At 41.4% G+C, this 23539-nt stretch carries 23 protein-coding genes and 1 pseudogene; 10 read left to right on the forward strand and 14 right to left on the reverse strand.

The features are described from left to right. Nucleotides 1-370: 370 nt before the first annotated feature. Nucleotides 371-2194 (reverse strand): translational GTPase TypA, encoded by a 1824-nt coding sequence (typA, locus tag CWC14_RS07440; RefSeq protein WP_076922687.1) that lies wholly within the window; start codon nt 2192-2194, stop codon nt 371-373. 507 nt (nt 2195-2701) lie between these two features. Between typA and glnA the strand changes: the two genes are divergently transcribed. The 5 genes from glnA to CWC14_RS07465 all read left to right on the forward strand — a co-directional run bounded on the left by glnA (nt 2702) and on the right by CWC14_RS07465 (nt 7787). Continuing rightward, complete coding sequence (gene glnA / locus CWC14_RS07445; protein WP_138562145.1) at nt 2702-4108, forward strand: glutamate--ammonia ligase; 1407 nt, start codon at nt 2702-2704, stop codon at nt 4106-4108. Nucleotides 4109-4222: 114 nt separating this feature from the next. Continuing rightward, nucleotides 4223-4744, forward strand: a complete 522-nt coding sequence (locus CWC14_RS07450; RefSeq protein ID WP_138562147.1) for a DUF4124 domain-containing protein — start codon at nt 4223-4225, stop codon at nt 4742-4744. A gap of 81 nt (nt 4745-4825) precedes the next feature. After that, nucleotides 4826-5896 carry a nitrogen regulation protein NR(II) gene (glnL, locus tag CWC14_RS07455; protein WP_138562149.1) on the forward strand — a complete coding sequence of 357 codons (1071 nt, stop codon included), beginning with the start codon at nt 4826-4828 and terminating at the stop codon, nt 5894-5896. A gap of 15 nt (nt 5897-5911) precedes the next feature. Next, on the forward strand, nt 5912-7297 hold the full coding sequence (gene ntrC / locus CWC14_RS07460) for a nitrogen regulation protein NR(I) (protein ID WP_010391999.1): 1386 nt from the start codon (nt 5912-5914) through the stop codon (nt 7295-7297). A 31-nt stretch (nt 7298-7328) separates the two neighbouring features. Further along, nucleotides 7329-7787, forward strand: coding sequence for a Crp/Fnr family transcriptional regulator (locus CWC14_RS07465; protein WP_013463792.1), 459 nt, complete (start codon nt 7329-7331; stop codon nt 7785-7787). A 1-nt stretch (nt 7788) separates the two neighbouring features. On the opposite strand, the gene CWC14_RS07470 is transcribed toward CWC14_RS07465, so the two are convergent. Both CWC14_RS07470 and CWC14_RS07475 read right to left on the reverse strand, forming a co-directional pair. Continuing rightward, nucleotides 7789-8454, reverse strand: a complete 666-nt coding sequence (locus CWC14_RS07470) for a hypothetical protein (RefSeq protein WP_138562151.1) — start codon at nt 8452-8454, stop codon at nt 7789-7791. A 57-nt stretch (nt 8455-8511) separates the two neighbouring features. Beyond that, complete coding sequence (locus CWC14_RS07475) at nt 8512-8790, reverse strand: hypothetical protein (protein WP_013463790.1); 279 nt, start codon at nt 8788-8790, stop codon at nt 8512-8514. A 243-nt stretch (nt 8791-9033) separates the two neighbouring features. Here CWC14_RS07475 and CWC14_RS07480 point away from each other — a divergent pair, with 243 nt between their 5' ends. The 4 genes from CWC14_RS07480 (at nt 9034) to CWC14_RS07495 (ending at nt 13283) form a co-directional block, all read left to right on the forward strand. Next, on the forward strand, nt 9034-9417 hold the full coding sequence (locus tag CWC14_RS07480) for an RNA-binding S4 domain-containing protein (protein WP_138562177.1): 384 nt from the start codon (nt 9034-9036) through the stop codon (nt 9415-9417). Between the two features lie 96 nt (nt 9418-9513). Further along, complete coding sequence (locus CWC14_RS07485; RefSeq protein ID WP_138562153.1) at nt 9514-9942, forward strand: hypothetical protein; 429 nt, start codon at nt 9514-9516, stop codon at nt 9940-9942. Nucleotides 9943-10142: 200 nt separating this feature from the next. After that, on the forward strand, nt 10143-12887 hold the full coding sequence (gene acnA / locus CWC14_RS07490) for an aconitate hydratase AcnA (protein ID WP_033102717.1): 2745 nt from the start codon (nt 10143-10145) through the stop codon (nt 12885-12887). 159 nt (nt 12888-13046) lie between these two features. Continuing rightward, entirely contained in the window at nt 13047-13283 is a 237-nt protein-coding gene (locus CWC14_RS07495; protein ID WP_076922863.1) for a hypothetical protein, read from the forward strand. Between the two features lie 10 nt (nt 13284-13293). On the opposite strand, the gene CWC14_RS07500 is transcribed toward CWC14_RS07495, so the two are convergent. The 4 genes from CWC14_RS07500 to CWC14_RS07515 all read right to left on the reverse strand — a co-directional run bounded on the left by CWC14_RS07500 (nt 13294) and on the right by CWC14_RS07515 (nt 18318). Beyond that, on the reverse strand, nt 13294-13824 hold the full coding sequence (locus tag CWC14_RS07500; RefSeq protein WP_138562155.1) for a DUF4124 domain-containing protein: 531 nt from the start codon (nt 13822-13824) through the stop codon (nt 13294-13296). A gap of 136 nt (nt 13825-13960) precedes the next feature. After that, on the reverse strand, nt 13961-14701 hold the full coding sequence (locus CWC14_RS07505) for a phosphoadenylyl-sulfate reductase (RefSeq protein WP_138562157.1): 741 nt from the start codon (nt 14699-14701) through the stop codon (nt 13961-13963). Between the two features lie 42 nt (nt 14702-14743). After that, nucleotides 14744-16441: an assimilatory sulfite reductase (NADPH) hemoprotein subunit gene (gene cysI / locus CWC14_RS07510; RefSeq protein WP_138562159.1), complete on the reverse strand. Its 1698-nt coding sequence runs from the start codon at nt 16439-16441 to the stop codon at nt 14744-14746. Between the two features lie 62 nt (nt 16442-16503). Beyond that, entirely contained in the window at nt 16504-18318 is a 1815-nt protein-coding gene (locus CWC14_RS07515; protein WP_076922860.1) for an assimilatory sulfite reductase (NADPH) flavoprotein subunit, read from the reverse strand. A 298-nt stretch (nt 18319-18616) separates the two neighbouring features. Here CWC14_RS07515 and CWC14_RS07520 point away from each other — a divergent pair. After that, nucleotides 18617-20231 (forward strand): annotated as a pseudogene (locus CWC14_RS07520) (endonuclease). Nucleotides 20232-20471: 240 nt separating this feature from the next. On the opposite strand, the gene rpsQ reads toward CWC14_RS07520, so the two are convergent. The 7 genes from rpsQ to rplB are packed head-to-tail and all read right to left on the reverse strand — an operon-like array spanning nt 20472 to nt 23524. Beyond that, nucleotides 20472-20729, reverse strand: a complete 258-nt coding sequence (gene rpsQ, locus CWC14_RS07525; RefSeq protein ID WP_008108356.1) for a 30S ribosomal protein S17 — start codon at nt 20727-20729, stop codon at nt 20472-20474. Continuing rightward, nucleotides 20729-20920 (reverse strand): 50S ribosomal protein L29, encoded by a 192-nt coding sequence (rpmC, locus tag CWC14_RS07530; RefSeq protein ID WP_008108355.1) that lies wholly within the window; start codon nt 20918-20920, stop codon nt 20729-20731. Before rpmC ends, rpsQ begins: the two co-directional genes overlap by 1 nt. Beyond that, a complete protein-coding gene (gene rplP, locus CWC14_RS07535; RefSeq protein ID WP_008108352.1) occupies nt 20920-21333 on the reverse strand; it encodes a 50S ribosomal protein L16 in 414 nt (137 codons plus the stop codon). The genes rpmC and rplP overlap by 1 nt, the downstream gene beginning before the upstream one ends. A gap of 12 nt (nt 21334-21345) precedes the next feature. After that, entirely contained in the window at nt 21346-22047 is a 702-nt protein-coding gene (gene rpsC, locus CWC14_RS07540; protein ID WP_008108350.1) for a 30S ribosomal protein S3, read from the reverse strand. Between the two features lie 12 nt (nt 22048-22059). After that, nucleotides 22060-22392, reverse strand: coding sequence for a 50S ribosomal protein L22 (gene rplV / locus CWC14_RS07545; RefSeq protein ID WP_004588690.1), 333 nt, complete (start codon nt 22390-22392; stop codon nt 22060-22062). Nucleotides 22393-22405: 13 nt separating this feature from the next. Then, entirely contained in the window at nt 22406-22684 is a 279-nt protein-coding gene (gene rpsS, locus CWC14_RS07550; protein WP_004588689.1) for a 30S ribosomal protein S19, read from the reverse strand. A gap of 15 nt (nt 22685-22699) precedes the next feature. Further along, the gene (rplB, locus tag CWC14_RS07555; protein WP_007376192.1) at nt 22700-23524 is read right to left on the reverse strand and encodes a 50S ribosomal protein L2; all 825 of its coding nucleotides are present in this window, start codon (nt 23522-23524) and stop codon (nt 22700-22702) included. Nucleotides 23525-23539 lie beyond the last annotated feature (15 nt).

The raw sequence follows: 23539 nt of genomic DNA on the forward strand, positions 1-23539 counted from the left end.
TGGGTTGAGCGAAGCGAAACCCAACGAAAACACACCCTACCAACAAAAACAGCTGCTTTTCATTATCGTCTGCTTTAAGCCCTTCCTCTTTTACTTTTCATTCCCTTCTCTTTGTGCAAACATTTTTAAGTGAATTACTCACAAAGAGGATAAGAGGCGCAGCGCTTTTAGAGGAAAAACACTATGTTGCATGGTTTATAAAGTCTAGCGGCTTTCACTTAATAGCCATATTAATACCAAGCGATTCAATGGCACTGTTCTAATCTGACAGCTGACGAATTAAAGATAATAGCGCTTGTTTTCACCCACAAAAAAGCCGCTGTATTTTGCAATACAGCGGCTTTTAAAATCATGATTCTAAATTAATAGATTATGACTTAGGAGCACGACCCGCACGTTTACGCTCACTTTCAGTTAAGTGACGCTTACGGATACGAATGTTCTCAGGTGTAACTTCAACTAGCTCATCATCATCGATAAACTCAAGCGCTTGCTCAAGTGTATAATCTAGAGGTGGAACTAGAGATTGTGCTTCATCTGTACCAGATGCACGAACGTTTGTAAGTTGCTTACCTTTAAGTGCGTTAACTGTAAGGTCGTTATCACGGCTATGAATACCGATAACCATACCTTCGTATACTTCAACACCGTGACCGATGAATAAACGGCCGCGCTCTTGTAAGTTAAATAATGCGTTAGTTAGTGCTTTACCTGTTGCATTTGCAATCATTACACCGTTCTTACGAACACCTAGCTCGCCACCTTTGTGCGGACCGTAGTGATCGAACGTATGGTAAAGTAAACCAGAACCCGATGTTAACGTCATGAACTCAGTTTGGAAACCGATTAAACCACGGCTTGGGATCATAAAGTCCAAACGCATACGGCCTTTACCATCTGGGGCCATATCAGTAAGCTCACCCTTACGAAGACCAATTTGTTCCATGATAGAACCCTGGTGCTCTTCTTGACAGTCAATTGTTAGTGTTTCATACGGTTCTTCTAATACGCCATCAACAGTACGTAAGATAACTTCTGGACGAGATACCGCTAATTCGTAACCTTCACGACGCATGTTCTCGATTAAGATACCTAGGTGTAATTCACCACGACCCGATACACGGAAGCTATCTGGGTTATCTGTATCTGCAACACGAAGTGCTACGTTGTGTACTAATTCTTTGTCTAAACGCTCACGAATATTACGTGATGTTACAAACTTACCTTCTTTACCACAGAAAGGAGAGTTGTTTACAGAGAACGTCATTGTTACTGTTGGCTCATCAACACTTAGTGGTGGCAATGCTTCAACGTTGTTTGGACAACAAAGCGTATCTGAAATCTTAAGCTCGCCTAAACCTGTTACTGTTACGATGTTACCAGCGTAAGCTTTATCAGTTTCAATACGTTCAAGGCCTAAGTAGCTTTGTACTGAACCAATCTTACCGTTACGAGTTGTGCCGTCTGCACTGATAACCGTAACTTGTTGGTTAGGTGCAACAGAACCACGTTTAATACGACCAATACCAATTACACCCTTATAAGAGTTGTAATCAAGCTGTGAAATCTGCATTTGGAAGTCACCTTCAGGATCTGCATCCGGTGGTGATACTTCGTCAACGATCATCTTGAACATAGGTTCCATGTTATCTGATGCTTCGTCTAAATCTAATGTAGCCCAACCATTGATTGCTGATGCGTAGATTACTTTAAAATCTAACTGCTCATCAGTTGCGCCTAGGTTGTCGAATAAATCAAAGATTTGATCCATAACCCAATCAGGGCGAGCACCTGGCTTATCAATTTTATTGATAACAACGATTGGCTTTAAGCCTTGCGCGAATGCCTTTTGCGTTACGAAACGCGTTTGTGGCATTGGGCCTTCTTGAGCGTCAACAAGTAGTAGTACTGAGTCAGCCATCGAAAGTACGCGTTCAACTTCACCACCGAAGTCGGCGTGTCCAGGAGTATCTACGATATTGATATGGTAATCATTCCAAGATATAGCGGTGTTTTTCGCTAAAATAGTAATACCACGTTCTTTTTCAATGTCGTTTGAATCCATCACGCGCTCTTCATTACCGCCGCGTGTTTCTAATGTACCTGATTGCTCAAGTAGTTTATCAACCAGTGTTGTTTTACCGTGGTCAACGTGGGCGATAATTGCTATATTTCTTAACTTTTCGATACTCATATGTTCACTCAGAGAAATTGATCTCATTGATCCTGCAGGGGCTATACGTTCTCACCTGCGCTTTCACGAGATGTCCCAGCATAGGATTTAAAAGGGCGCATATTATCCCCTATAAATGCAATGGATGAAAGTTTATCCAAAATAAAATTTCAAACTTTCGCAATAAAATAATTAACCCTTTGTTTTAAAATAATTAATTTTGATGATTAATTTTTATAAATTTTTCTCAAAAGGTGGTTTTGAGTTAATTTAAAGCGACTTTACTGCGTATTTTGCATTTTCTTTGTGTTAGTCTAAGGTGATTAATTTGCAAGCAATTATGACTCTGTAAATGTTGCACCTTTTTGGAATTATTACGCACCAAAATAGTGCTTAACCTATCTCACCTTTATATTTTTTATATATTTTTACATAAAAAACAATAGATTATAATAGTGGCATAAAATAAGCTTGTTAGTATTTAAAGTATCTAAGCAGCAATAATAAAACCCAATAGTTGGAGGACACATGTCACAATCGGTTTTAGATTTTATTAAAGAAAATGACGTTAAGTTCATTGATTTACGCTTTACTGACACAAAAGGTAAAGAACAACATGTTTCTATTCCTCATCATCAAATTGATGAAGACTTTTTTGAAGATGGAAAAATGTTCGACGGTTCTTCAATTGCGGGCTGGAAAGGCATCAATGAGTCAGACATGGTGCTATTACCCGATGCAGATTCAATTAAACTTGACCCTTTCACAGAAGAAACAACGCTAATCGTTCGTTGTGATGTGGTTGAGCCTTCTACACTACAAGGTTATGAACGAGACCCACGTTCAGTTGCCAAGCGCGCTGAAGAGTACATGCGCTCTACGGGTATTGCTGACACGGTTTTATTTGGTCCAGAGCCAGAGTTTTTCGTATTTGACGATGTTAAATATAAATCTGACATGTCAGGTTCGATGTATAAAATTGATTCTAAGCAAGCAGCTTGGAACTCTGATAAAGAATATGCAGATGGCAACACAGGCCACCGTCCAGGTGTTAAAGGCGGTTACTTCCCGGTTGCACCTGTGGATGATTTTCAAGATTGGCGTTCGGCTACGTGCCTAGTTTTAGAAGAAATGGGCCAAGTTGTTGAAGCCCATCACCATGAAGTGGCAACTGCTGGTCAAAATGAAATCGCAACGCGCTTTAACACTATGGTTTTAAAAGCAGATGAAATTCAAGAAATGAAATATGTTATTCATAACATGGCTCATTTATACGGAAAAACAGCAACCTTTATGCCTAAGCCTGTTGTTGGTGATAACGGTTCTGGTATGCACTGTCACCAATCTTTAGCTAAAGACGGCGTAAACTTATTCGCAGGTGATAAATACGGCGGCCTTTCTGAAGACGCACTTTACTATATTGGCGGGATTATCAAACATGCTAAAGCGATCAACGCATTTGCTAACGCATCAACTAACTCGTACAAGCGCTTAGTACCTGGTTTTGAAGCACCGGTCATGCTTGCTTACTCTGCACGTAACCGCTCTGCGTCAATCCGTATCCCTGTGGTTCCATCTGCAAAAGGTCGTCGTATTGAAGTACGCTTCCCAGATCCAACCGCTAATCCATACCTTGCATTCTCTGCAATGCTTATGGCTGGCCTTGACGGAATTAAAAATAAAATTCACCCTGGCGATGCTATGGATAAGGATTTATACGACTTACCAGCTGAAGAAGCAGCAGAAATTCCAACAGTGGCAGCCTCATTAGATGAAGCACTAGCGGCATTAGATGCAGACCGTGAGTTCTTAAACCAAGGTGGCGTATTCACTAATGACCTAATTGATGCTTACATTGCACTTAAGTCAAAAGAAGTTGAAAAACTTAACATGACAACTCACCCAGTTGAGTTTGAAATGTACTACAGCTGTTAATTTATTAACCGATAAATAATGTGTGTTTTAAGCCCGCTCTGCGGGCTTTTTTTATGGTAAATTTAACGGTTCTACACTAAAGTGAAATAAGTTTAAACAATGCAGGTTAGCAGGATGATAGGTAAGGTTTTGTTGCTATTAATAGCTTTAATGATAAGCCTTAATAGCCATGCAAATAATAAAAAAATTTACGCATGGAAAGACAAAAACGGTGTACTGGTTTTTTCAGATACCCCTCAACCTGGTGCTAAAGAGGTTAAACTCACTAGCCAACACTTAAACATGCCTGCAACTAATACTGACATACTTGATACTTCACCAACTAAAACAGCGGTAAAGTTTAAAATTAGTATTACTTCGCCAGAGCCCAACCAAACTATAAGAGAAAACACCGGCTCTGTGTATGTTTCAACTCAGATTGCGCCTCGGTTTGAAGCTGGATTTACCATTGGTTTATTTTTAAATGGCGTTGCCATTGGTGAACCTAGTGACACCACTACGCTGGCGTTAAGAGATGTAGAGCGCGGGCAACACACACTACAAGTTAAACTTTATAATAAACAAAACCAAGTAATTGCAACTAGCGCTGAGAGTGTATTTTTTATGCATCGCAAAGGCCTTAATATAGGTCGGTAATTGCAGTTAAGTACGTACAATTAGCGTATATTTTACTAAAAACCTTGCCTACCTCCCCAGGCGCACTAAAATGGTGCAATAATGATAAACAAAACACATTTTAGCCCAGAGCTACTAAATATAATTTGGCAAAACCAAACCACCGCCCTAATGTTACTTGATGAAAGCTTTACGCTCATTTACGCCAACACCAGTGCCAGTGAATTACTTGGTTTAGGCGAAAAGCGCTTACTAGGACAAGCGTTCGATGATTTATTTAATTACCACTCTATCGACTTAAAACGTATTGCACAGTATTCGTTGGTTGATGGTGTAGACTGCCACCAGCATAGAGCTGACGTGGTGTTTATCGATTCTCGCCATGCAAAATTAGCGGTGAGTACTCGGCGAATAAAACATAACGACACCTATTATATTTTATTTGAATGTCGACAAACCGATGACGAAATAAAGCACGACCAAGTCTCAAATCAAATGCATCAATACCAAGCCGCACGTAACTTAATTCGCGGTTTAGCTCATGAAATTAAAAACCCGCTGGGTGGAATTCGCGGGGCGGCGCAATTATTGCAGTATGAGGGTGATCAACAAGAAAGAGATCAATGTGCAGAACTGATAATTGAACAAGCCGATCGGTTGCGTGAATTAGTTGATAGACTCCTTGGGCCTAACCAACTACCGCAAAAATCGTATGGCAATATACATCAAACATTAGAGTCGGTTGTTAAACTCAGTACCTTAGATAACAACCGCGATATTCGGTTAGTTAAAGACTACGACCCGAGTATTCCTGATGTTTATATCGATCAGAGCAAAGTTCAACAAGTGGTGCTTAATATTGTGCGTAATGCGCAACAGGCATTGGTAGATGGTGGCGAAATAAAAATAAAAACACGGATTAATTACCAGCATCGTCGTCCGGGAAAAGCCCCTAAAAAGGCATTGCTTATTCAAGTAATGGATAACGGCCCAGGCATTGATGCTAATTTACGCGACACCTTATTTTACCCTATGACCACTAATAAAGAAGGTGGCTCGGGACTTGGATTATCTATAGCGCAAACCTTGATTGATCAACATGATGGCTATATCGAATGCGATAGTTGGCCAGGACATACTGAATTTAATATTTATCTGCCATTTACAGATTAATACTTTGGAGTTTTCATGAAAACAGCTTGGCTTGTAGATGATGATGCCTCAATTCGCTTTGTACTAGAAAAAGCACTGACTCGCGCAGGGTTTGAAGTAGAGAGCTTTGCAGATGCACAAAACGTACTTAACGCGCTAAAATTTAGTCAACCCAGTGTGTTAATTTCAGATGTAAGAATGCCGGGGATGGACGGGATGGCGTTACTTGAGCTAATAGCTGAGCAAACCCCTGGCCTACCCGTTATTATTATGACTGCACACTCTGATTTAGACTCAGCGGTAAATGCTTTTCAAAAAGGTGCGTTTGAGTACTTAGCTAAACCGTTTGATTTAAATGAAGCCGTTGCGCTAGTGGAAAGCGCCTATCGTGCTAATTCGACCAAAAAAACCAAACGAAAAAGCGCGCCACCCAAAAGCGCTCATATTATTGGCGAAGCCCCTGCTATGCAGGAAGTGTTTCGTGCTATAGGCAAACTCTCAGCATCCAGTATGAGCGTACTCATCAATGGTGAATCAGGTACCGGTAAAGAGTTGGTTGCCAGCGCCTTGCACAATCACAGCCCGCGTAAAGAAAACCAATTTATTGCTCTTAATATGGCCGCTATTCCTAAAGAGTTAGTTGAGTCTGAATTATTTGGCCATGAAAAAGGCGCTTTTACGGGGGCCGATAGCGTGCGTAAAGGGCGCTTTGAACAAGCCAATGGTGGTACCTTATTTTTGGATGAAATAGGTGATATGCCACTTGATGTACAAACCCGCTTGTTACGCGTATTAGCCGATGGCGAGTTTTACCGCGTTGGCGGCCATCAAAGTATAAAAGTGGATGTGCGCATCATTGCTGCCACTCACCAAAATTTAGAAGAGCTGGTAAAACAAGGTAAGTTTAGAGATGACTTATTTCATCGTTTAAACGTGGTTCGCTTACGCTTGCCGGCTCTACGCGAGCGCCCCGAAGACATAGAACGCTTAGCGCTACACTTTTTACATAAAAGTGCAAAAGACCTGCAAGTAGATAGTAAAGTACTTAGCCCTAAAGCGATTAAACAACTGTGTTTATTTAATTGGCCAGGAAATGTTCGCCAGCTTGAAAACACCTGTCGATGGTTAACCGTAATGGCACCTGGGGAGCTGATTGGTGAGCAAGATTTACCCCCTGAAATTATTGATAATGCCGCCGCAACTCAAGAAGGCGATTGGCTAGATTCATTTCAGCAATGGCTTAATCAAGAGTTTAAACAAGGTAAAGAAAATATTTGGCCGGATATTCAAGCCCAGCTGGAAACCCGCTTAATAAAAACAGCACTCGCTAATTGTTCAGGCCATAAGCAAGAAGCCGCGGTAAAAATTGGTTGGGGTCGCAATACGTTGACCCGTAAATTAAAAGAGCGCAATATTAGCTGATATTTTATAAGGCTAGCGCCCTAGGTTATTGATGAAGTTAATTGAAAACATCCCTTTGTTTAAGCAAATGGAAATTATAAATCGCTTAGAATTCTTTAAAGAGTTCACGCTTAATGAACGTCAAATTCTTTTAGAGTCGTTTGGATTATTATACTTAGTAAGTAAAAATCAGTTTTTATTTAAAGAGTTTGATAATGACAAGCGACTTTTTATTGTCCTCAGTGGCTCTTTGATGGTGTTTAAGCATAGTCACCTACTGGAACTGGGTAGTATAGAGCCTGGTGAATTTATTGGTGAAGGCGCGTTTATTAATAACCGAGAGCGCAGCATTAATGCACGCGCCAAAGAAAATGCCATCGTACTGGCTATTACTGCCGATGCCCTTACCCGCCTACCTAATGTTATACGCGAAAAAATTAAAGACCGTATTATTGAAGGAATGAGCCTGCGCATAGCTAAACTAAGCGAACATATAGAAACCCACGGTTAAATCAGTCCATATAAACAATTTGTAGTGAGCAATCAAGCCAACCTGGGGTGTTAACGCTTGCGGTATATGTGTAGGTATCTGACGGCTTGGCGCCAAAGGGGGTATTTACAAGCGGCTGCGAATGACTGTATGTTTGCGAATAGTCTTTAAAATAAACAACAACATAACCATATAAATATTCCCAGTTTAGCCTCACGATTGCGCCACTTGGTAATGTAAACTCAACAGCTTCATTTGCAAATTTGACTGCTAAATCATTGTATTTATCTTCGCTGCAATGAGTTGTTCTCAGCTGTTTAGGCATAACAAAATTTCTATTGGCATCAGCATTTTTTAAATAAAAGCCTATATTGCCATCACCATAAAAATGATTTGAACGACTTGTATAATTAACTTGTGGCGCGTACCCTAGCTCTTGCATTATAGCTGCAAGTTGCTTCGTCTCTTTGGGGTAAATTTTATCGCTTGAGAGTAGTAATGTGGCCTCACCAAAATCTGATGGGATTGCTAGTTCTACATATTCATAGGGAAGAGTTTGTGCATTTAGTGCAGCATCTAGCTGGTTGCGCTGTTCACCTTGCAAGTTTTCAATAAAAACATAAACAGTAGGTCGCTGGCACGCAGCTAATAAAAACACCAATACACATATTAAAATTCCATTTTTCATTATCACCCCCCAACCGATTACAAGTGTAGTCTATAAGGGGTGATTTAAAATGGCAATTTAATTTATTTGGTTATTTAACCATGCATCAACACTCTGGCGATTATAAAGTACTTCATTAAATAAACGATGTCGTTCAAATACCAGCTCGCTTTGTTTGGTTTTAAGCCCGCTGACTAACTGACTATGGGTGTCATTAAACTTGGAGATAACTGAAAAACCACGTTCAGTGTCTTCTTGTACCTGCTGAGCCAAATGCTTTCTAACATCATCAGCAGTTAACATATCTGAATTGTCTAAGCCCATTAGCTCTTTTTTCATCGCTAATCTTATGCCCATGTTTTACTCCACTGTTTATATTCAATCTCTTTTTACGACAGATATTGGCAATAAGCGCGCCAATGTGTAATTTTTTCACGCGAAGTGTAGTCTTGAATTACTTCAGTTTTTTTAAAGACAAATGAAAGAGGTAAAAAGTTTCATAAAAAATGCATAATCATCGCATCTAACAAACGCACTTTGGTGCAAAATAACCAGCTAGCCTTTATACTACAGCTAATGCCACCCCCACAGAGAAACATGATGAACGAAGAATATATAGAAATTGAATTAGAAGAAGAGCCTATAGAGCTTTGTAAATTATTAAAAGTATTAGATCTAGTTGAAGGTGGTGGCCAAGCAAAAAATCTAATTAGCGGTGGCTATGTCGGTGTTAACCATGAAATTTGTACAATTAAACGGAAAAAATTATACAGTGGCGATGTTCTTACATTTGATGGCGAGTTGTTCCAACTGACGCTAAGTGAAGATGCCACTCCTGCAGTGCGTCCTGTTATTGATGAAACAGTTACAGCAGAAAAAGCCGCGCCCGTAGCAACAACAGAGCCGGCTAAAAATAAGCGCAAACGTACTAAAAAACCTAAAGTGGATGAAAAAACGGGTCGTCGTCCTATTTCGTTTGGCTAACATTCGCTTACGTCATATGTGTTATTAAAAGCCAGTTTGCATCACTGGCTTTTTTATTCTTTAATAGAATATCAATAATAAAAAATCGATGCTTACATGTCAGAAAACACTGCAAACCGCTGGATAAAACCCGTACTCATCACCGCCCTGTTATGGAATATATTAGGTGTTTTTGCATTTATCATGCAGCTATTATTAACACCCGAAATGGTAAGCAAACTCCCACAAGAACAACAACTTGCTTATAACAGCCAACCTCTATGGGCTACTTTAGCGTTTGCTATTGCAGTATTTGGCGGCGCATTAGGGTGCGTACTTTTATTATTCAAAAAGTCACTAGCCGCATTAACATTAATAATCTCTTTTGCAGCGGTTTTAGCTCAGCAATACTATAATTTTATAATTATTAATAGCATCAGCTTGTTTGGCATTAGCGCTATTTTTATGCCTATTGCAGTGACCTTAATTGCGATTGCATTGGTGTATTTAAGTTTCCACTTAAAACAACAGGACTACTTTAAATAACACTTTTTTGAGTTTAGTTTTGTGGTCAATTATTACTCAGAGCACCCCTTGAATTTTAACTTTTGGCCTTCATCTCTATTTATATAACAGTCAAAAAAATTACACTGCATGGTATTTTTTTATCATGGTACACAGTTTGCAAACTACTACAGAGGTCACTTTTTCAAGAATATCAATCTAATTTATTGAAGGGACAAATAATGAAAAATAGTTTCGACACCCAACAACAGCTTACTATCAATGGCGAGCAATACCATATTAACTCGCTCATGGGACTTGGCGATAAAGCCAAACGCCTGCCTTTTTCGTTAAAAATATTACTAGAAAATTTATTGCGTAATGAAGATGGTGTGAATATTAAAGAGCAAGATATTCAGGCACTACTAGATTGGGATCCAAAGGCTAAGCCCTCGGCCGAAGTAGCCTTCACCCCTGCCCGCGTAGTAATGCAAGATTTTACCGGTGTCCCTGCTATTGTTGACTTAGCCGCCATGCGTGATGCGATGGAAAAGCTTGGTGGCGATCCTGCAAAAATAAATCCGCTTTCTCCGGCTGAACTGGTGATCGATCACTCAGTACAAGTGGATGGTTACGGTAAAGATGGCTCATTCGACTTAAATTCAAAACTAGAATATGAACGTAATAAAGAGCGCTACGAGTTTTTACGTTGGGGTCAAACCGCATTTGATAATTTAAAAGTGGTGCCACCAGCCACAGGTATTGTCCATCAAGTAAATTTAGAATACTTAGCACGTGTAGTGTTCAATGATACAAAAAACGGTAAATCGTTAGCCTATCCAGATACACTGGTTGGTACTGATTCTCACACAACCATGATCAACGGCCTAGGCGTACTCGGTTGGGGTGTAGGCGGTATTGAAGCCGAAGCCGCCATGCTTGGCCAACCTATTAGCCTACTTATTCCTCAGGTCGTTGGCGTTAAATTAAATGGCCGCTTACCTGAGGGCACTACAGCAACCGATTTAGTACTTACTGTTACTGAAATGCTGCGTAACCACGGTGTGGTAGGTAAGTTTGTTGAGTTTTATGGTGACGGGCTTGCCGACTTACCACTGGCCGACAGAGCGACTATTGCCAACATGGCACCGGAATATGGCGCAACCTGTGGTATTTTCCCTATTGATGATGAAACGATTAATTACTTACGCTTAACTAATCGTGATGAAAAGCAGCTTAAACTGATTGAAGATTACGCAAAACATCAAGGTTTATGGCGTAATGATGGCGATGAAGCACATTATACCGATAAGCTAGAACTAACTTTAGATGATGTAGTACCAAGTCTTGCTGGCCCGAAACGTCCACAAGACAGAATCACACTGGATAAAGCCGGTGATGTTATTGGTCAACACTTAAAAGACTTCCAAGACGAACGTATGGCACGTCGAGATAAAAGCGATGAAGAGCAAGCGCGTATTGAAAGTGAAGGCCCTACTACCAATCCTGACGAACCCACTGATGAAGCGCAGTTTATGGGCGCAGCAAAAGTTAACTTTAATGGCCAAGAGTTTGAATTAAACGATGGCGCCTGCGTCATTGCTGCAATCACAAGCTGTACTAATACCTCTAATCCAAGCGTAATTTTAGCGGCAGGATTAGTGGCTCAAAAAGCACGTCAATTAGGTATTAATGTAAAACCTTGGGTTAAAACGTCTTTAGCACCAGGTTCGCAGGTGGTTACCGATTACCTTGAAAAAGCAGGGTTAATGGATGATCTTGATGCGCTTGGTTTTAACTTAGTTGGTTATGGCTGTACCACCTGTATTGGTAACTCCGGCCCATTAGCGGATGAAATTTCAGAAGCTATTCAAAAACATAAACTAATTGTAAGCTCTATTTTGTCGGGTAACCGTAACTTTGAAGGGCGTATTCACCAAGACGTTAAAATGAACTTCCTCGCGTCGCCACCACTTGTAGTAGCTTATGCTATAGCAGGTAGAACCGATATTGATGTATACAACGAACCACTTGCGCAAGATAAGCATGGTAACGATATATACCTTAAAAATATTTGGCCAAGCGTTAAAGAAGTGAGTGAGCTTGTAAAAAATACGGTAACTAAAGAAATGTTCGAAAAAAGCTACGCCAATGTTTACGATGGTGACAGTCGCTGGCAAAAAATTCAAATACCTGATGGTAAGCTTTACGATTGGGATGCTGCCTCGACTTATATCAAAAAAGCGCCATTCTTTGATGGTATGAGTGTTGAACCACCGGGGATCCCAAAAATAGAAGGTGCGCGCTGTCTAGCTAAACTAGGCGATTCAGTGACTACCGATCATATTTCACCAGCAGGTGCGATTAAAGCGGAGGCACCCGCAGGACTTTACCTGCAAGAAAATGGGGTAGAAAAAGCACAGTTTAATTCTTATGGTTCTCGCCGTGGTAATCACGAAGTAATGATGCGTGGTACGTTTGCTAATGTGCGCCTTAAAAACTTACTAGCCCCTGGTACTGAGGGCGGTGTCACTCGCACTCAACCTGACGATAAGCTAGAGAGTATTTATGATGCGGCAATGGCATATCAAGAGAGTGGAACACCGTTAGTGGTTCTAGCAGGTAAAGAATATGGTACCGGCTCCTCACGAGATTGGGCTGCAAAAGGCTCATTACTACTCGGTATTAAAGCTGTGATAGCACAAAGCTATGAGCGTATTCACCGCTCGAACCTGATTGGTATGGGCGTATTACCTTTACAATTTAAAGAGGGTGAAAGCCATGAATCATTGGGCTTAACGGGGCAAGAACAATTTGATATTCAAGGTTTATACGACAAAACCGACGAAGTCAGTGTCATTGCCACTAACAGTGAAGGTAAACAAGTTAGTTTTAGTGCCGATGTGCGTATTGATACCCCTAAAGAGTGGGATTACTACAAACATGGCGGGATTTTACAGTACGTATTACGCAATATGCTCGACTAACTAGCCATTAAACAGTAGTAGCTTAAAAGCCCAGCTCAGCAATGAGCTGGGCTTTTTTACATTCGCTATAGAAGTAAATATTGATACACCCTTGCGCTAAATCAATGTTGCTCTATCAAGATACCATACACTAAGAAGACACGCTGCGCAGAGGTCGCCATGTCTTCAATAGTAATGATAAGACTACTTAAAACATCTATTTTGCTTGGGTTATGCCTGATTGTGACAGGCCATGTATTAATTGTATCGAGCTACTTTACCAGCGAGTACGGTATTAAAGGCATTATTACTGCAGCAGCGTGCATTGCAATTGGTGTGTTTTTATCACTGCCAACTAAAATTTATTTAACCATATTATTAATGGAAGCAGAAAAGCGCTACTTGAAATCGCAGTAACCCCCTAGGGCTAAAAGCCGCTGAAACTTTCGACTTCTTTACTGCGTTGCTCAATTCTCTTTTTGGCTTTTTCAGCATCTTCAAACAACTTATTGATTGACTCACTGTTGTATATTTCAGGCGCTCGCTGAGGAAAAGGTTTTGCAGCAGATTTAGCACTGCCACTTAATATAGCCGTATCTTCGGCTACCACAACATTCATATCTGCGGGATCAAGATGCACTTCAATACTCTTGCCATTTTTATTTGGCACATCGGAGAAATGCCACTGCCCTTGCTCATCTTGCCACTTATAAATTTTACTTTGAGAGTCAGATGCTAACGGTGACGATGTGATTTTATCTCCTACTTTTTTAAGCTCAAGTGTGAGCTGTTCGAATGTATCAGATGAAAGCGCTACCACTTTATCTTTAATAGAAAAAGATTCATTTTTAATCAATGAGCTGGTGAGCCAAGGTTGCCCATTTGGCTTTTTAAGATAAAACAAAGAGATAAGAGCAATGACCATTACTGATATTGCTAAGTAAGTAAAGTATTTCATAGCGTTCCTGCTGTAAATTTAATCCTTTATTATCATTAATATAATAAAAAAACAGCAGTCAGGCAATTATTTTCCACAAAATAAAAACGCAGCTTTAGCTGCGTTTTTAAATTTATAGCTTTGAATAATAAGGTAATTAAATTCCATCACCATCAATATGCAAGCCACACTCACGGTTCAGCCCAAAAAAGCGGGTTTCTTCTTCGCTCATTCCTGGCTCTAATTTACGCGTAGTATGTACATCACCCATAGACACATAACCTTGCTCCCATAATGGGTGGTATGGCAGATCATGTTTAGTGAGGTATTGGTACACATCACGATTATTCCACTCAATAATAGGGTACACTTTTACTGTACCCCGGCTTATTTCTAGTACTTGTTTTTCAGCACGGCTCGACGATTGATCTCGACGCAAGCCACTAAACCAAGTGCTCGCGTTAAGCTCTTTTAAAGCACGCGTCATTGGCTCTACTTTATTGAGCTGGTTGTATTGCTTAATACCTTCTTCACCAAGCTCCCATAGTTTTCCAAATTTAGCCTCTTGCCATGCAGGGCTCAGCTGCGCTTTATACACTTTTAGGTTAAGTGATAACTGCGAAGTCATTTGCTCTATAAACTGATAGGTTTCTGGAAATAAGTAGCCTGTATCGGTTAATACCACAGGTATATCTGGGCGCTGTGCAGTCATTAAATGCAACATAACTGCAGCCTGAATACCAAAGCTCGATGATAAAAACGCAGTGTTAGGCAAATTTTCAAGTGCCCATGCAACGCGCTGCTCTGCGCTCATGTCAGCCAGCAAACCGTTCGCATCAGCTAACATAGCCTGTTGGCTTTGCTTATCTAGCTGTAATATGTTTTTAAATTCACTCATGGTCAATTTTAAACCTCACCAGCGCGGTGCGCTGCTTTTAAATTATGCGTAAAAATCGGTAACAGATACTTTTACTTCTGCAACAATACCCTTGCGAATAACAAAATCACCAAAGCATTCGCCTTCATTGCGCTCACTAACCCATTGCCCAATCAGCTTATCAAATGCCTCTAGGTAAACTTCTTCGCCCACATTTTCAAGATAAAGCTTAGGGATACGCGTACCCTCCGTATTCCCGCCAAGGTAAACGTTGTACTTACCTGGGCCTTTACCTACTAATCCAGCTTCAGCTAGCATGGCACGACCACAGCCGTTAGGGCAACCAACCACACGCATAATAATGCTGTCATTAGGTACTCCATGCTTGGCCAATAAGCCTTCTATTTTTTCAATTAAACTCGGTAAGTAACGCTCGGCTTCAGCCATAGCTAAAGGACAAGTCGGCAGTGATACACACGCCATTGAGTTTTTACGTTGCTCAGTGTCTTTGTCATCAATCAAACCGTGTTCACGCGCTATTTTTTCAATGATTGCTTTTTGATCTGCAGGTACACCGGCAATAATTAAGTTTTGATTGGCGGTCATGCGAAAATCACCTTGATGAATTTCTGCAATCTTACGACACCCTGTTTTCAGTGGCTTATTGGGGTAATCTAAAATACGACCACTTTGAATAAAGAGCGTTAAGTGATGTTTACCGTCAATGCCTTCAACCCAACCAATACGATCCCCTCGATGAGTAAACTCATAAGGGCGGCTTGGCGCAAAGCTCACGCCTGCACGTTTTTCAACTTCTGCTTTAAATACATCAGACCCAACACGGTCAAGTGTGTATTTAGTTTTTGCGTTTTTGCGATTTGAGCGGTTGCCCCAATCACGTTGCACAGACACTACGTGCTCCGCAATTTTTAAGGTATCTTCAAGGGCAATAAAACCAAAATCATCGGCTTTTCGTGGATACGTTGCAGTATCGCCATGGGTCATGGCAAGGCCACCCCCTACTAACACGTTAAAACCAACGAGATTGCCATCCTCAGCAATCGCCACAAAGTTTAAGTCGTTAGCATGTACGTCCACCTCATTATTAGGTGGTATCGTCACTGTGGTTTTAAACTTGCGCGGTAAATACGTTGAACCTAAAATAGGCTCTTCTGTGGTTTCAGATTTTTCACCATTGAGCCAAATCTCTGCATACGCTTTGGTTTTAGGTAATAAGTGTTCAGAAATCTTTGCCGCCCACTCATACGCCTCCTGGTGTAACTCAGACTCAACAGGGTTAGTGGTACAAAGTACATTTCGGTTCACGTCACCGGCAGTTGCAATAGAATCAATACCCACGCTATTAAGTAATTGGTGCATACCTTTAATTTCAGGTTTTAATACACCATGAAACTGAAATGTTTGGCGCGTAGTTAAACGAATACTGCCATAGCTGGTTTTCTCCCCAGCAAACTTATCAATTGCTAACCATTGCTCGGGCTTAATAATGCCGCCAGGCATACGCGCACGCAGCATGACATTATGTAGTGGTTCTAGCTTTTGCTTAGCACGCTCAGGACGAATATCGCGGTCATCTTGCTGGTACATGCCATGAAAACGAATTAACTGGAAATTATCGGCAGTAAAACCACCGGTAATTTCATCTTTTAAATCTTGCGCTATAGTGCCGCGTAAAAAGTTACTTTCTCTTTTTAAACGTTCGTTATCAGAAAGCTTTACGGTTTTATCTTGTTCGCTCATTTTAAATCCTAAATTTGTTACAGTGACGGCTGTTAGCTTTTAATAAAATAAACAACGTGCACTTAGTACACGTCTTTCTGATAGCGATTTGCGCTACGCAAATCTTTTAAGTATTGATCGGCTTCTTCATTACTTTTGTCGGTATTTTCTGTGATGATATCAATTAAGGCATTGTGTACATCTTTAGCCATACGGTTTGCATCGCCACACACATAAAAATGAGCACCCGCTTCTAACCAATCAAACACTTCTTTTGAGTTTTTACGTAACTTATCTTGCACGTAAACTTTTTCTGCTTGGTCACGGCTAAACGCCACATCTACTTTACTCAATAAGCCTGATTTTAAGTAACCTTGAATTTCTACTTGGTATAAAAAATCTTGGGTAAAGTGTGGGTTACCAAAAAACAGCCAGTTTTTACCCGTAGCCTCTCGCGCATCACGTTCTTGTAAAAAAGCACGGAACGGTGCAATACCTGTACCTGGCCCTACCATGATGATCGGTGTGTCATCATTTACTGGTAAGCGGAAGTTGTCGTTATGTTCACTAAATACTTTTACTTTACAGCCTTCTTGCGCACGGCGTGCTAAATAGCCTGAACAGCCACCTAAATGCTCTGTGCCAAACGCTTCAAACTCAACCAATGCAATAGTTAAATGCACTTCGTCCTCAACCTCGCTTTGGCTAGAAGCAATTGAATATAAGCGCGCTTGCAGTTTACGTAGGCAATCAACCAGTGTTTGCGCCTCTAATTTAGCTGGGTTTTGTGCAACCACATCAAAAATTTGGCGAGGCTCAATATATTCGCGCATTGCGGCTTTATCTTCTACTAGTTTAAGCAGCTCAGGCGTGCCTGTAGCCGTGGCATATTTTTCGACAAAACCAGGGTACGATTGTGTCAGCTCTAGTTTTTCAATTAAGGCATCACGCACGCTAAGTTCTTCATCGCCAAGTTTAACGCGGCTAGTTGGATCAATTTGCGTTTGCGCTAGTAGCTCATCTACACGGGCTTCATCATTTAAAAAGTAAATGCCTAACGAGTCACCCGGCGTATAGGTAATGTCAGAGCCTTCAAGTGAAATTTCAACATGGCGTACATCTTTGGTTGAGTCACGACCGGTAATTTTTTGCACTAAGCTTAGCTCTGCCGCAAACGGGTTTTGCTTAGTGTATTGGCTAGCCGCTGTCGTGGGCGTGCCAAATGGCATTGATACAACTTGGCCGCCTGTGGCATCTTGCTGGGCTTTTAAGTCTGGTTCAAACGCATTTAACGCGCCCTCAATCCAAGTGGCGGCTTCATCATCGTAATCAACGTCTAGGTCGGCACGTTGATAAATAACCTCTGCACCGAGTTTAGTTAAACGTTCTTCAAAGTCTTTAGCGGTTTGACAGAAAAATTCATAGCTAGAATCACCTAAACCTAATACCGCGACTTTAACGCCATCAAGCTTTGGCGCTTTTTTGGTAATTAAAAATTCGTACAGTGTTTCGGCATCTTCAGGTGGCTCACCTTCACCATAAGTTGATACAACAACGGTTAAAAACTTTTCTTTTTTCAATGCGGTTGGCTTGTAATCTGACATGCTAACCAGCTTTGCAGCTAACCCACGAGATTCAGCTTGCTCTTTAAGCTTAGTCGCCACCGCTTTAGCGTTACCTGTTTGTGAACCATACAAAATAGTAAGTACTGCTGCCTCAGAGGTTGCTGGTGTACCTGCAATTGGCGCACCTAGCGCTGCTGAATTAGCATTAGCAGCCAAATAGCCGCTAACCCACGCTTGCTGAATTGGATTAAGCTCAGCCACTAAACCTTGTAGCTTTTGTACTTGCTCTTGCGAAAGCGGACTTGCTAGCGCATTGAGTTGACCTAACAACATGAATTTTTCCTCATAACCCTGAACGTTAAACACAATGCTTGTTCACATTGTTTAAAATGAGTGCCACCTCATTCAGAAGGTTCTGTTGAGGTTAATTGAGTATGCAGGATAGCCGTCTAAGCATAGATAAAAAAAGAATAGAATCTGCTTTGATATTCCATTTAGTTATTAATCTAGTTAAAAACCAGTGAAATTAACCTAAAGGGTTTTTATTGCCTTTTATGAAATTCTAATCTAACAATTTTGTAACCTTTATGATCTAATGTATATTGCTTAAAACTATAAAATAGGAACACCTATATTACACGGCATATATAAAAACAAATTACTTTTGAGCGCGTTGTTATTGAGCTCTTTGCCTGCGATGGCTAATGTGGTTAATGGCAACTTTGAACAATGGACAGGCAACACCCCACAAGCATGGACGGTGATTGATAGCGGTATTAACGTATCTGCCAACAGCGCAGTCGTGAGTACAGGCTTACAAGCAGCAGCGATTAGCGTAAATACTGGCACACAAAGTAACACTGAATTTTTTACAGCAAGTCGCGGTGGAAATGGGTGAAACTTATGAATTTTCAGTGGATGTGTTTCATACCGAAGGTCATCTTAAGGCCCGTTTGTTCATAGATGGTTATCAAGGCTACTCAAACCCTGCTTTAACAAACCAGTGGCAAACCATAACTTACAGCTATACCGCTGATAGTAGTAAAACGATTGATGTCGGTTTACGCTTTTACGATACAAGCGGCTTTGATGGTAGTGAGTTAGTTTATGTTGATAACTTCTTACCTAATAATGATAGCGGCGGCGGTTCTCCAAGCTGCGCAGATAACAGCCTTACTTTTAACCTAACCACAGATAACTACGGCGAAGAAACCAGCTGGCAAATAACACACAACCAAGTCGGTATAGTTGCAAGCGGCAGTGATTATGCCGCAAATACTCAATACACCGAACAATTATGCGTAGTCGATGGTGAGTATACATTTACTATTAATGACAGCTATGGCGATGGTATTTGCTGTTCATATGGCAGTGGTAGCTACGCCTTGAATAATGAAAGCACATTGCTCGCCAGTGGAGCTAGTTTTCAAACAACCGAGGCTACCGCTTTCTCATTAGGTGCTACTCAGCCAACACCGACGCCAACCGGCTACTATGTGACAACCCAAGGCTTGTCTGGTTACACGCTAAAAACTGAGCTTTATAACATTATTAATAATCATAATGCTCAAGGGTATTCTGCTATTTGGAATTTTTACGACGCATCGGCGCGTGATAAATACTTTGAAAATGATAACAGTATTTTAGATATGTACAGCGAGAAGCCTAATGGCTCTGATAGCTACACATACACAGCCGTTAGCGATCAATGTGGCACCTACAGTGGTGAGGCAGATTGCTACAACCGAGAGCATTCGTTCCCTAAAAGTTGGTTTGGTGGAAAAGTTGAACCGATGAACTCTGATGTTCATCATATTTACGCCACTGACGGCTATGTAAATTCAAAACGAAGCAACTTCCCGTTCGGTGAAGTAGCAAGCGCTTCGTTTACCTCAACCAACGGCAGTCAATTAGGCTCTGCAAGTAATGCGATTAATTACAACGGTACCGTGTTTGAACCTATTGATGAATTTAAAGGTGACTTTGCTCGTGCTTATTTTTACATGGCAACCCGCTATCAAAACGTCATTGGTGCTTGGCAAAATAACACCGCAGCAAGTAATGACGTGCTTAATGGCACCAGTACCCAAGTATTTGAAAGCTGGGTTGTGGCCATGCTGTTAAAGTGGCATAACAACGACCCTGTTAGCCAAATGGAATTAGATCGCAACCAAGCAGCGTTTGAATTTCAGGCAAATCGTAACCCGTATATCGATCTTCCTGAATTTGTAGAGATGATTTGGTAAAAGGCTTCGGGCTTCGGGCTTCGCAGAAAAGCATATGCCTTTGCACTTGCAAAGGCTTTTCTTACGCCTATTTTATAATAATATTTTATTGCACTTAGGTTCGTAACACTCAACCCAAACTACGGCGCTATAATTTACTTCTGCCAGCTAAAGGCTGAAAGCTTACCGCTAAAAACTGCTCTAAACGTAAAAAGCCCCAGCTAATGCCGGGGCTTTTCATAAAACAGACTTAATTAAAAATTAAGCTTGTTTTGGACGTTCAACAACATCTACCAAAGTCCAAGATTTGTTCTTAGAGATTGGAGCGCATTCACGGATAGTGACAGTGTCACCCGCTTTTGCAGTGTTATTTTCGTCATGTACGTGTAACTTAGTCGTACGTTTGATGAATTTCCCATAGATTGGGTGCTTCACGTAACGTGCGATAGCAACAGTGAAAGATTTTTCCATCTTGTCGCTGATTACACGGCCTTGAAGAGTACGAATTTTATCGCTCATTATTGACCTGCCTTCTGGTTAATAATTGTTTTTACACGCGCGATATCGCGACGTACTGTTCTTAGCGTGTGTGTCTGAGCTAGCTGACCAGTGCTTGCTTGCATGCGCAGGTTAAACTGCTCACGAAGAAGACCTAGAAGTTCAGCATTAAGCTCTTCTACGCTTTTATCTTTTAGTTCGTTTGCTTTCATCACATTACCGTCCGAGTTACGAAAGTTGTTTTGAATGGCAGCTTACGAGCAGCAAGGTTAAACGCTTCACGAGCAAGCTCTTCTGAAACACCTTCCATTTCGTAAAGTACTTTACCAGGCTGAATTTCAGCAACCCAATATTCAACAGAACCTTTACCTTTACCCATACGAACTTCAAGAGGCTTTTCTGTGATCGGCTTGTCAGGGAAGACACGGATCCAGATTTTACCTTGACGTTTCACGTGACGTGTCATAGCACGACGAGCTGCTTCGATTTGACGAGCAGTCATGCGGCCACGACCAGTAGCTTTCAAACCGAAAGTACCGAAGCTTACTTTGTTACCGTTTTGCGCTAGACCACGGTTGCGGCCTTTATGCATTTTACGGAATTTTGTACGTTTTGGCTGTAACATTACTCGCTACCTCTACTTAGCACTTTTTTTGGCTTTCTTTGGTGCGCGTTTAGCTGGCTTCTCTTGCTCTTGTACTAGTGGTAAACCACCAATAACTTCGCCTTTGAAGATCCAAACTTTAACACCAATGATACCGTAAGTGGTTAAGGCTTCAGAAGTTGCGTAGTCGATATCAGCACGAAGAGTATGTAGAGGTACACGACCTTCACGATACCATTCTGAACGTGCGATTTCTGCGCCGCCAAGACGACCGCTAACTTCAACTTTAATCCCTTTAGAACCGATGCGCATTGCATTTTGTACCGAACGCTTCATAGCGCGACGGAACATAACACGACGCTCTAGTTGAGAGGCAATGCCGTCTGCTACTAGTTGTGCATCTAGTTCTGGTTTACGTACTTCAGAAATATTAATCTGAGCAGGTACACCAGCGATTTTAGTTACCGCTTGACGTAATTTTTCTACGTCTTCGCCTTTTTTACCGATAACAACACCCGGACGAGCCGTGTGAATAGTTACTCGGATAGATTTTGCTGGACGCTCAATAACGATTTTAGACACAGAAGCCGCTTTTAATTCCTTAGTAAGGAATGTACGTACTTTGTGATCGCCAAAAAGCTGTGCAGAGAAATCTTTTGAATTCGCGTACCAGGTAGAAACCCAAGGTTTAGATATACCTAGGCGAATACCAGTAGGATGAACTTTTTGTCCCATTACTTATATCTCCTAGCTATCTGAAACCACAACAGTGATGTGGCTTGTACGCTTAAGGATGCGGTCTGCGCGTCCTTTAGCACGTGGCATAATACGTTTCATTGTTGGACCATCGTCCACAAAAATCGTTGTTACACGTAGCTCATCAATGTCAGCACCTTCGTTATGCTCTGCGTTAGCAATAGCAGACTCAAGTACTTTCTTAACTAATACAGCCGCTTTTTTCGGGCTGTACGCCAGGATTTCTAGTGCGCGATCGACAGGTAACCCGCGGATCTGATCTGCAACTAGACGTGCTTTTTGCGCCGAACCAGAGGCGAATTTATGTTTAGCTAATGCTTGCATTTATCTTCCCCTCTTAACGTTTCTTCGCTTTCTTATCCGCAGCATGGCCACGGTAAGTGCGAGTTGGTGCAAATTCACCTAGTTTGTGACCGATCATTTCGTCAGAAACGAAAACTGGTACATGCTGGCGACCATTATGGACAGCAATGGTCAATCCGATCATGTTAGGTATGATCATTGAACGACGGCTCCAAGTTTTAATTGGCTTCTTTTCACCGCTTTCCAAAGCTTTCTCTACCTTCTTCAGCAAGTGTAGGTCTATAAAAGGACCCTTCTTGAGAGAGCGTGGCATGGCTATTCCTCAATATTACTTAGTACGACGACGTACTATAAATTTATCCGTACGCTTGTTCTTACGCGTCTTAGCACCTTTAGTCGGCTTACCCCATGGAGACACAGGATGACGACCACCAGATGTACGACCTTCACCACCACCGTGTGGGTGATCAACCGGGTTCATGGCAACACCACGAACTGTCGGACGAATACCACGCCAGCGATTTGCACCTGCTTTACCAAGTGAACGAAGCATATGCTCAGCATTGCCTACTTCACCTAGCGTAGCACGACAATCAGATTCAACTTTACGAACTTCGCCTGAACGAAGACGTAATGTTACATATTGACCATCACGAGCAAGGATTTGAACGTATGCACCAGCAGAACGTGCGATTTGAGCACCTTTACCTGGTTTTAATTCTACGTTGTGAACAGTCGAACCTACAGGCATATTACGCATTGGTAATGCATTACCAGGTTTGATTGGTGCATCAACACCAGACTGGATTGCATCGCCAGCTTTTAAGCCTTTAGGTGCGATAATGTAACGACGCTCACCGTCTGCATATAATACAAGAGCGATGTTTGCGCTACGATTTGGATCATATTCTAAACGCTCAACAGTGGCTGGAATGCCATCTTTAGTACGTTTAAAATCGATTAAACGGTAATGCTGCTTATGACCACCACCGATATGACGAACCGTAATACGACCATTGTTATTACGACCACCTGATTTAGAGTTTTTCTCTAATAGTGGAGCGTAAGGTTTACCCTTATGTAAATCTGGGTTAACCACTTTAACTAGGTGACGACGACCCGCAGAAGTTGGCTTACACTTTTGAAGTGCCATAATTCTAACTCCCCT

The sequence above is a fragment of the Pseudoalteromonas sp. S3260 genome, assembly GCF_005886925.1.
GTDB lineage: Bacteria > Pseudomonadota > Gammaproteobacteria > Enterobacterales > Alteromonadaceae > Pseudoalteromonas > Pseudoalteromonas tetraodonis.

Coding starts and splice junctions, on each gene's coding strand:
- rplV (WP_004588690.1), bottom strand. CDS start 22,392: ATGCAAGCATTAGCTAAACATAAATTCGCCTCTGGTTCGGCGCAAAAA.
- CWC14_RS07485 (WP_138562153.1), top strand. CDS start 9,514: ATGTCAGAAAACACTGCAAACCGCTGGATAAAACCCGTACTCATCACC.
- rpsS (WP_004588689.1), bottom strand. CDS start 22,684: ATGCCACGCTCTCTCAAGAAGGGTCCTTTTATAGACCTACACTTGCTG.
- acnA (WP_033102717.1), top strand. CDS start 10,143: ATGAAAAATAGTTTCGACACCCAACAACAGCTTACTATCAATGGCGAG.
- CWC14_RS07500 (WP_138562155.1), bottom strand. CDS start 13,824: ATGAAATACTTTACTTACTTAGCAATATCAGTAATGGTCATTGCTCTT.
- rpsQ (WP_008108356.1), bottom strand. CDS start 20,729: ATGAGCGATAAAATTCGTACTCTTCAAGGCCGTGTAATCAGCGACAAG.
- rpmC (WP_008108355.1), bottom strand. CDS start 20,920: ATGAAAGCAAACGAACTAAAAGATAAAAGCGTAGAAGAGCTTAATGCT.
- typA (WP_076922687.1), bottom strand. CDS start 2,194: ATGAGTATCGAAAAGTTAAGAAATATAGCAATTATCGCCCACGTTGAC.
- glnA (WP_138562145.1), top strand. CDS start 2,702: ATGTCACAATCGGTTTTAGATTTTATTAAAGAAAATGACGTTAAGTTC.
- CWC14_RS07495 (WP_076922863.1), top strand. CDS start 13,047: ATGTCTTCAATAGTAATGATAAGACTACTTAAAACATCTATTTTGCTT.
- CWC14_RS07465 (WP_013463792.1), top strand. CDS start 7,329: ATGAAGTTAATTGAAAACATCCCTTTGTTTAAGCAAATGGAAATTATA.
- CWC14_RS07470 (WP_138562151.1), bottom strand. CDS start 8,454: ATGAAAAATGGAATTTTAATATGTGTATTGGTGTTTTTATTAGCTGCG.
- ntrC (WP_010391999.1), top strand. CDS start 5,912: ATGAAAACAGCTTGGCTTGTAGATGATGATGCCTCAATTCGCTTTGTA.
- cysI (WP_138562159.1), bottom strand. CDS start 16,441: ATGAGCGAACAAGATAAAACCGTAAAGCTTTCTGATAACGAACGTTTA.
- CWC14_RS07515 (WP_076922860.1), bottom strand. CDS start 18,318: ATGTTGTTAGGTCAACTCAATGCGCTAGCAAGTCCGCTTTCGCAAGAG.
- CWC14_RS07450 (WP_138562147.1), top strand. CDS start 4,223: ATGATAGGTAAGGTTTTGTTGCTATTAATAGCTTTAATGATAAGCCTT.
- CWC14_RS07475 (WP_013463790.1), bottom strand. CDS start 8,790: ATGGGCATAAGATTAGCGATGAAAAAAGAGCTAATGGGCTTAGACAAT.
- rplB (WP_007376192.1), bottom strand. CDS start 23,524: ATGGCACTTCAAAAGTGTAAGCCAACTTCTGCGGGTCGTCGTCACCTA.
- rplP (WP_008108352.1), bottom strand. CDS start 21,333: ATGTTACAGCCAAAACGTACAAAATTCCGTAAAATGCATAAAGGCCGC.
- CWC14_RS07505 (WP_138562157.1), bottom strand. CDS start 14,701: ATGAGTGAATTTAAAAACATATTACAGCTAGATAAGCAAAGCCAACAG.
- CWC14_RS07480 (WP_138562177.1), top strand. CDS start 9,034: ATGAACGAAGAATATATAGAAATTGAATTAGAAGAAGAGCCTATAGAG.
- rpsC (WP_008108350.1), bottom strand. CDS start 22,047: ATGGGACAAAAAGTTCATCCTACTGGTATTCGCCTAGGTATATCTAAA.
- glnL (WP_138562149.1), top strand. CDS start 4,826: ATGATAAACAAAACACATTTTAGCCCAGAGCTACTAAATATAATTTGG.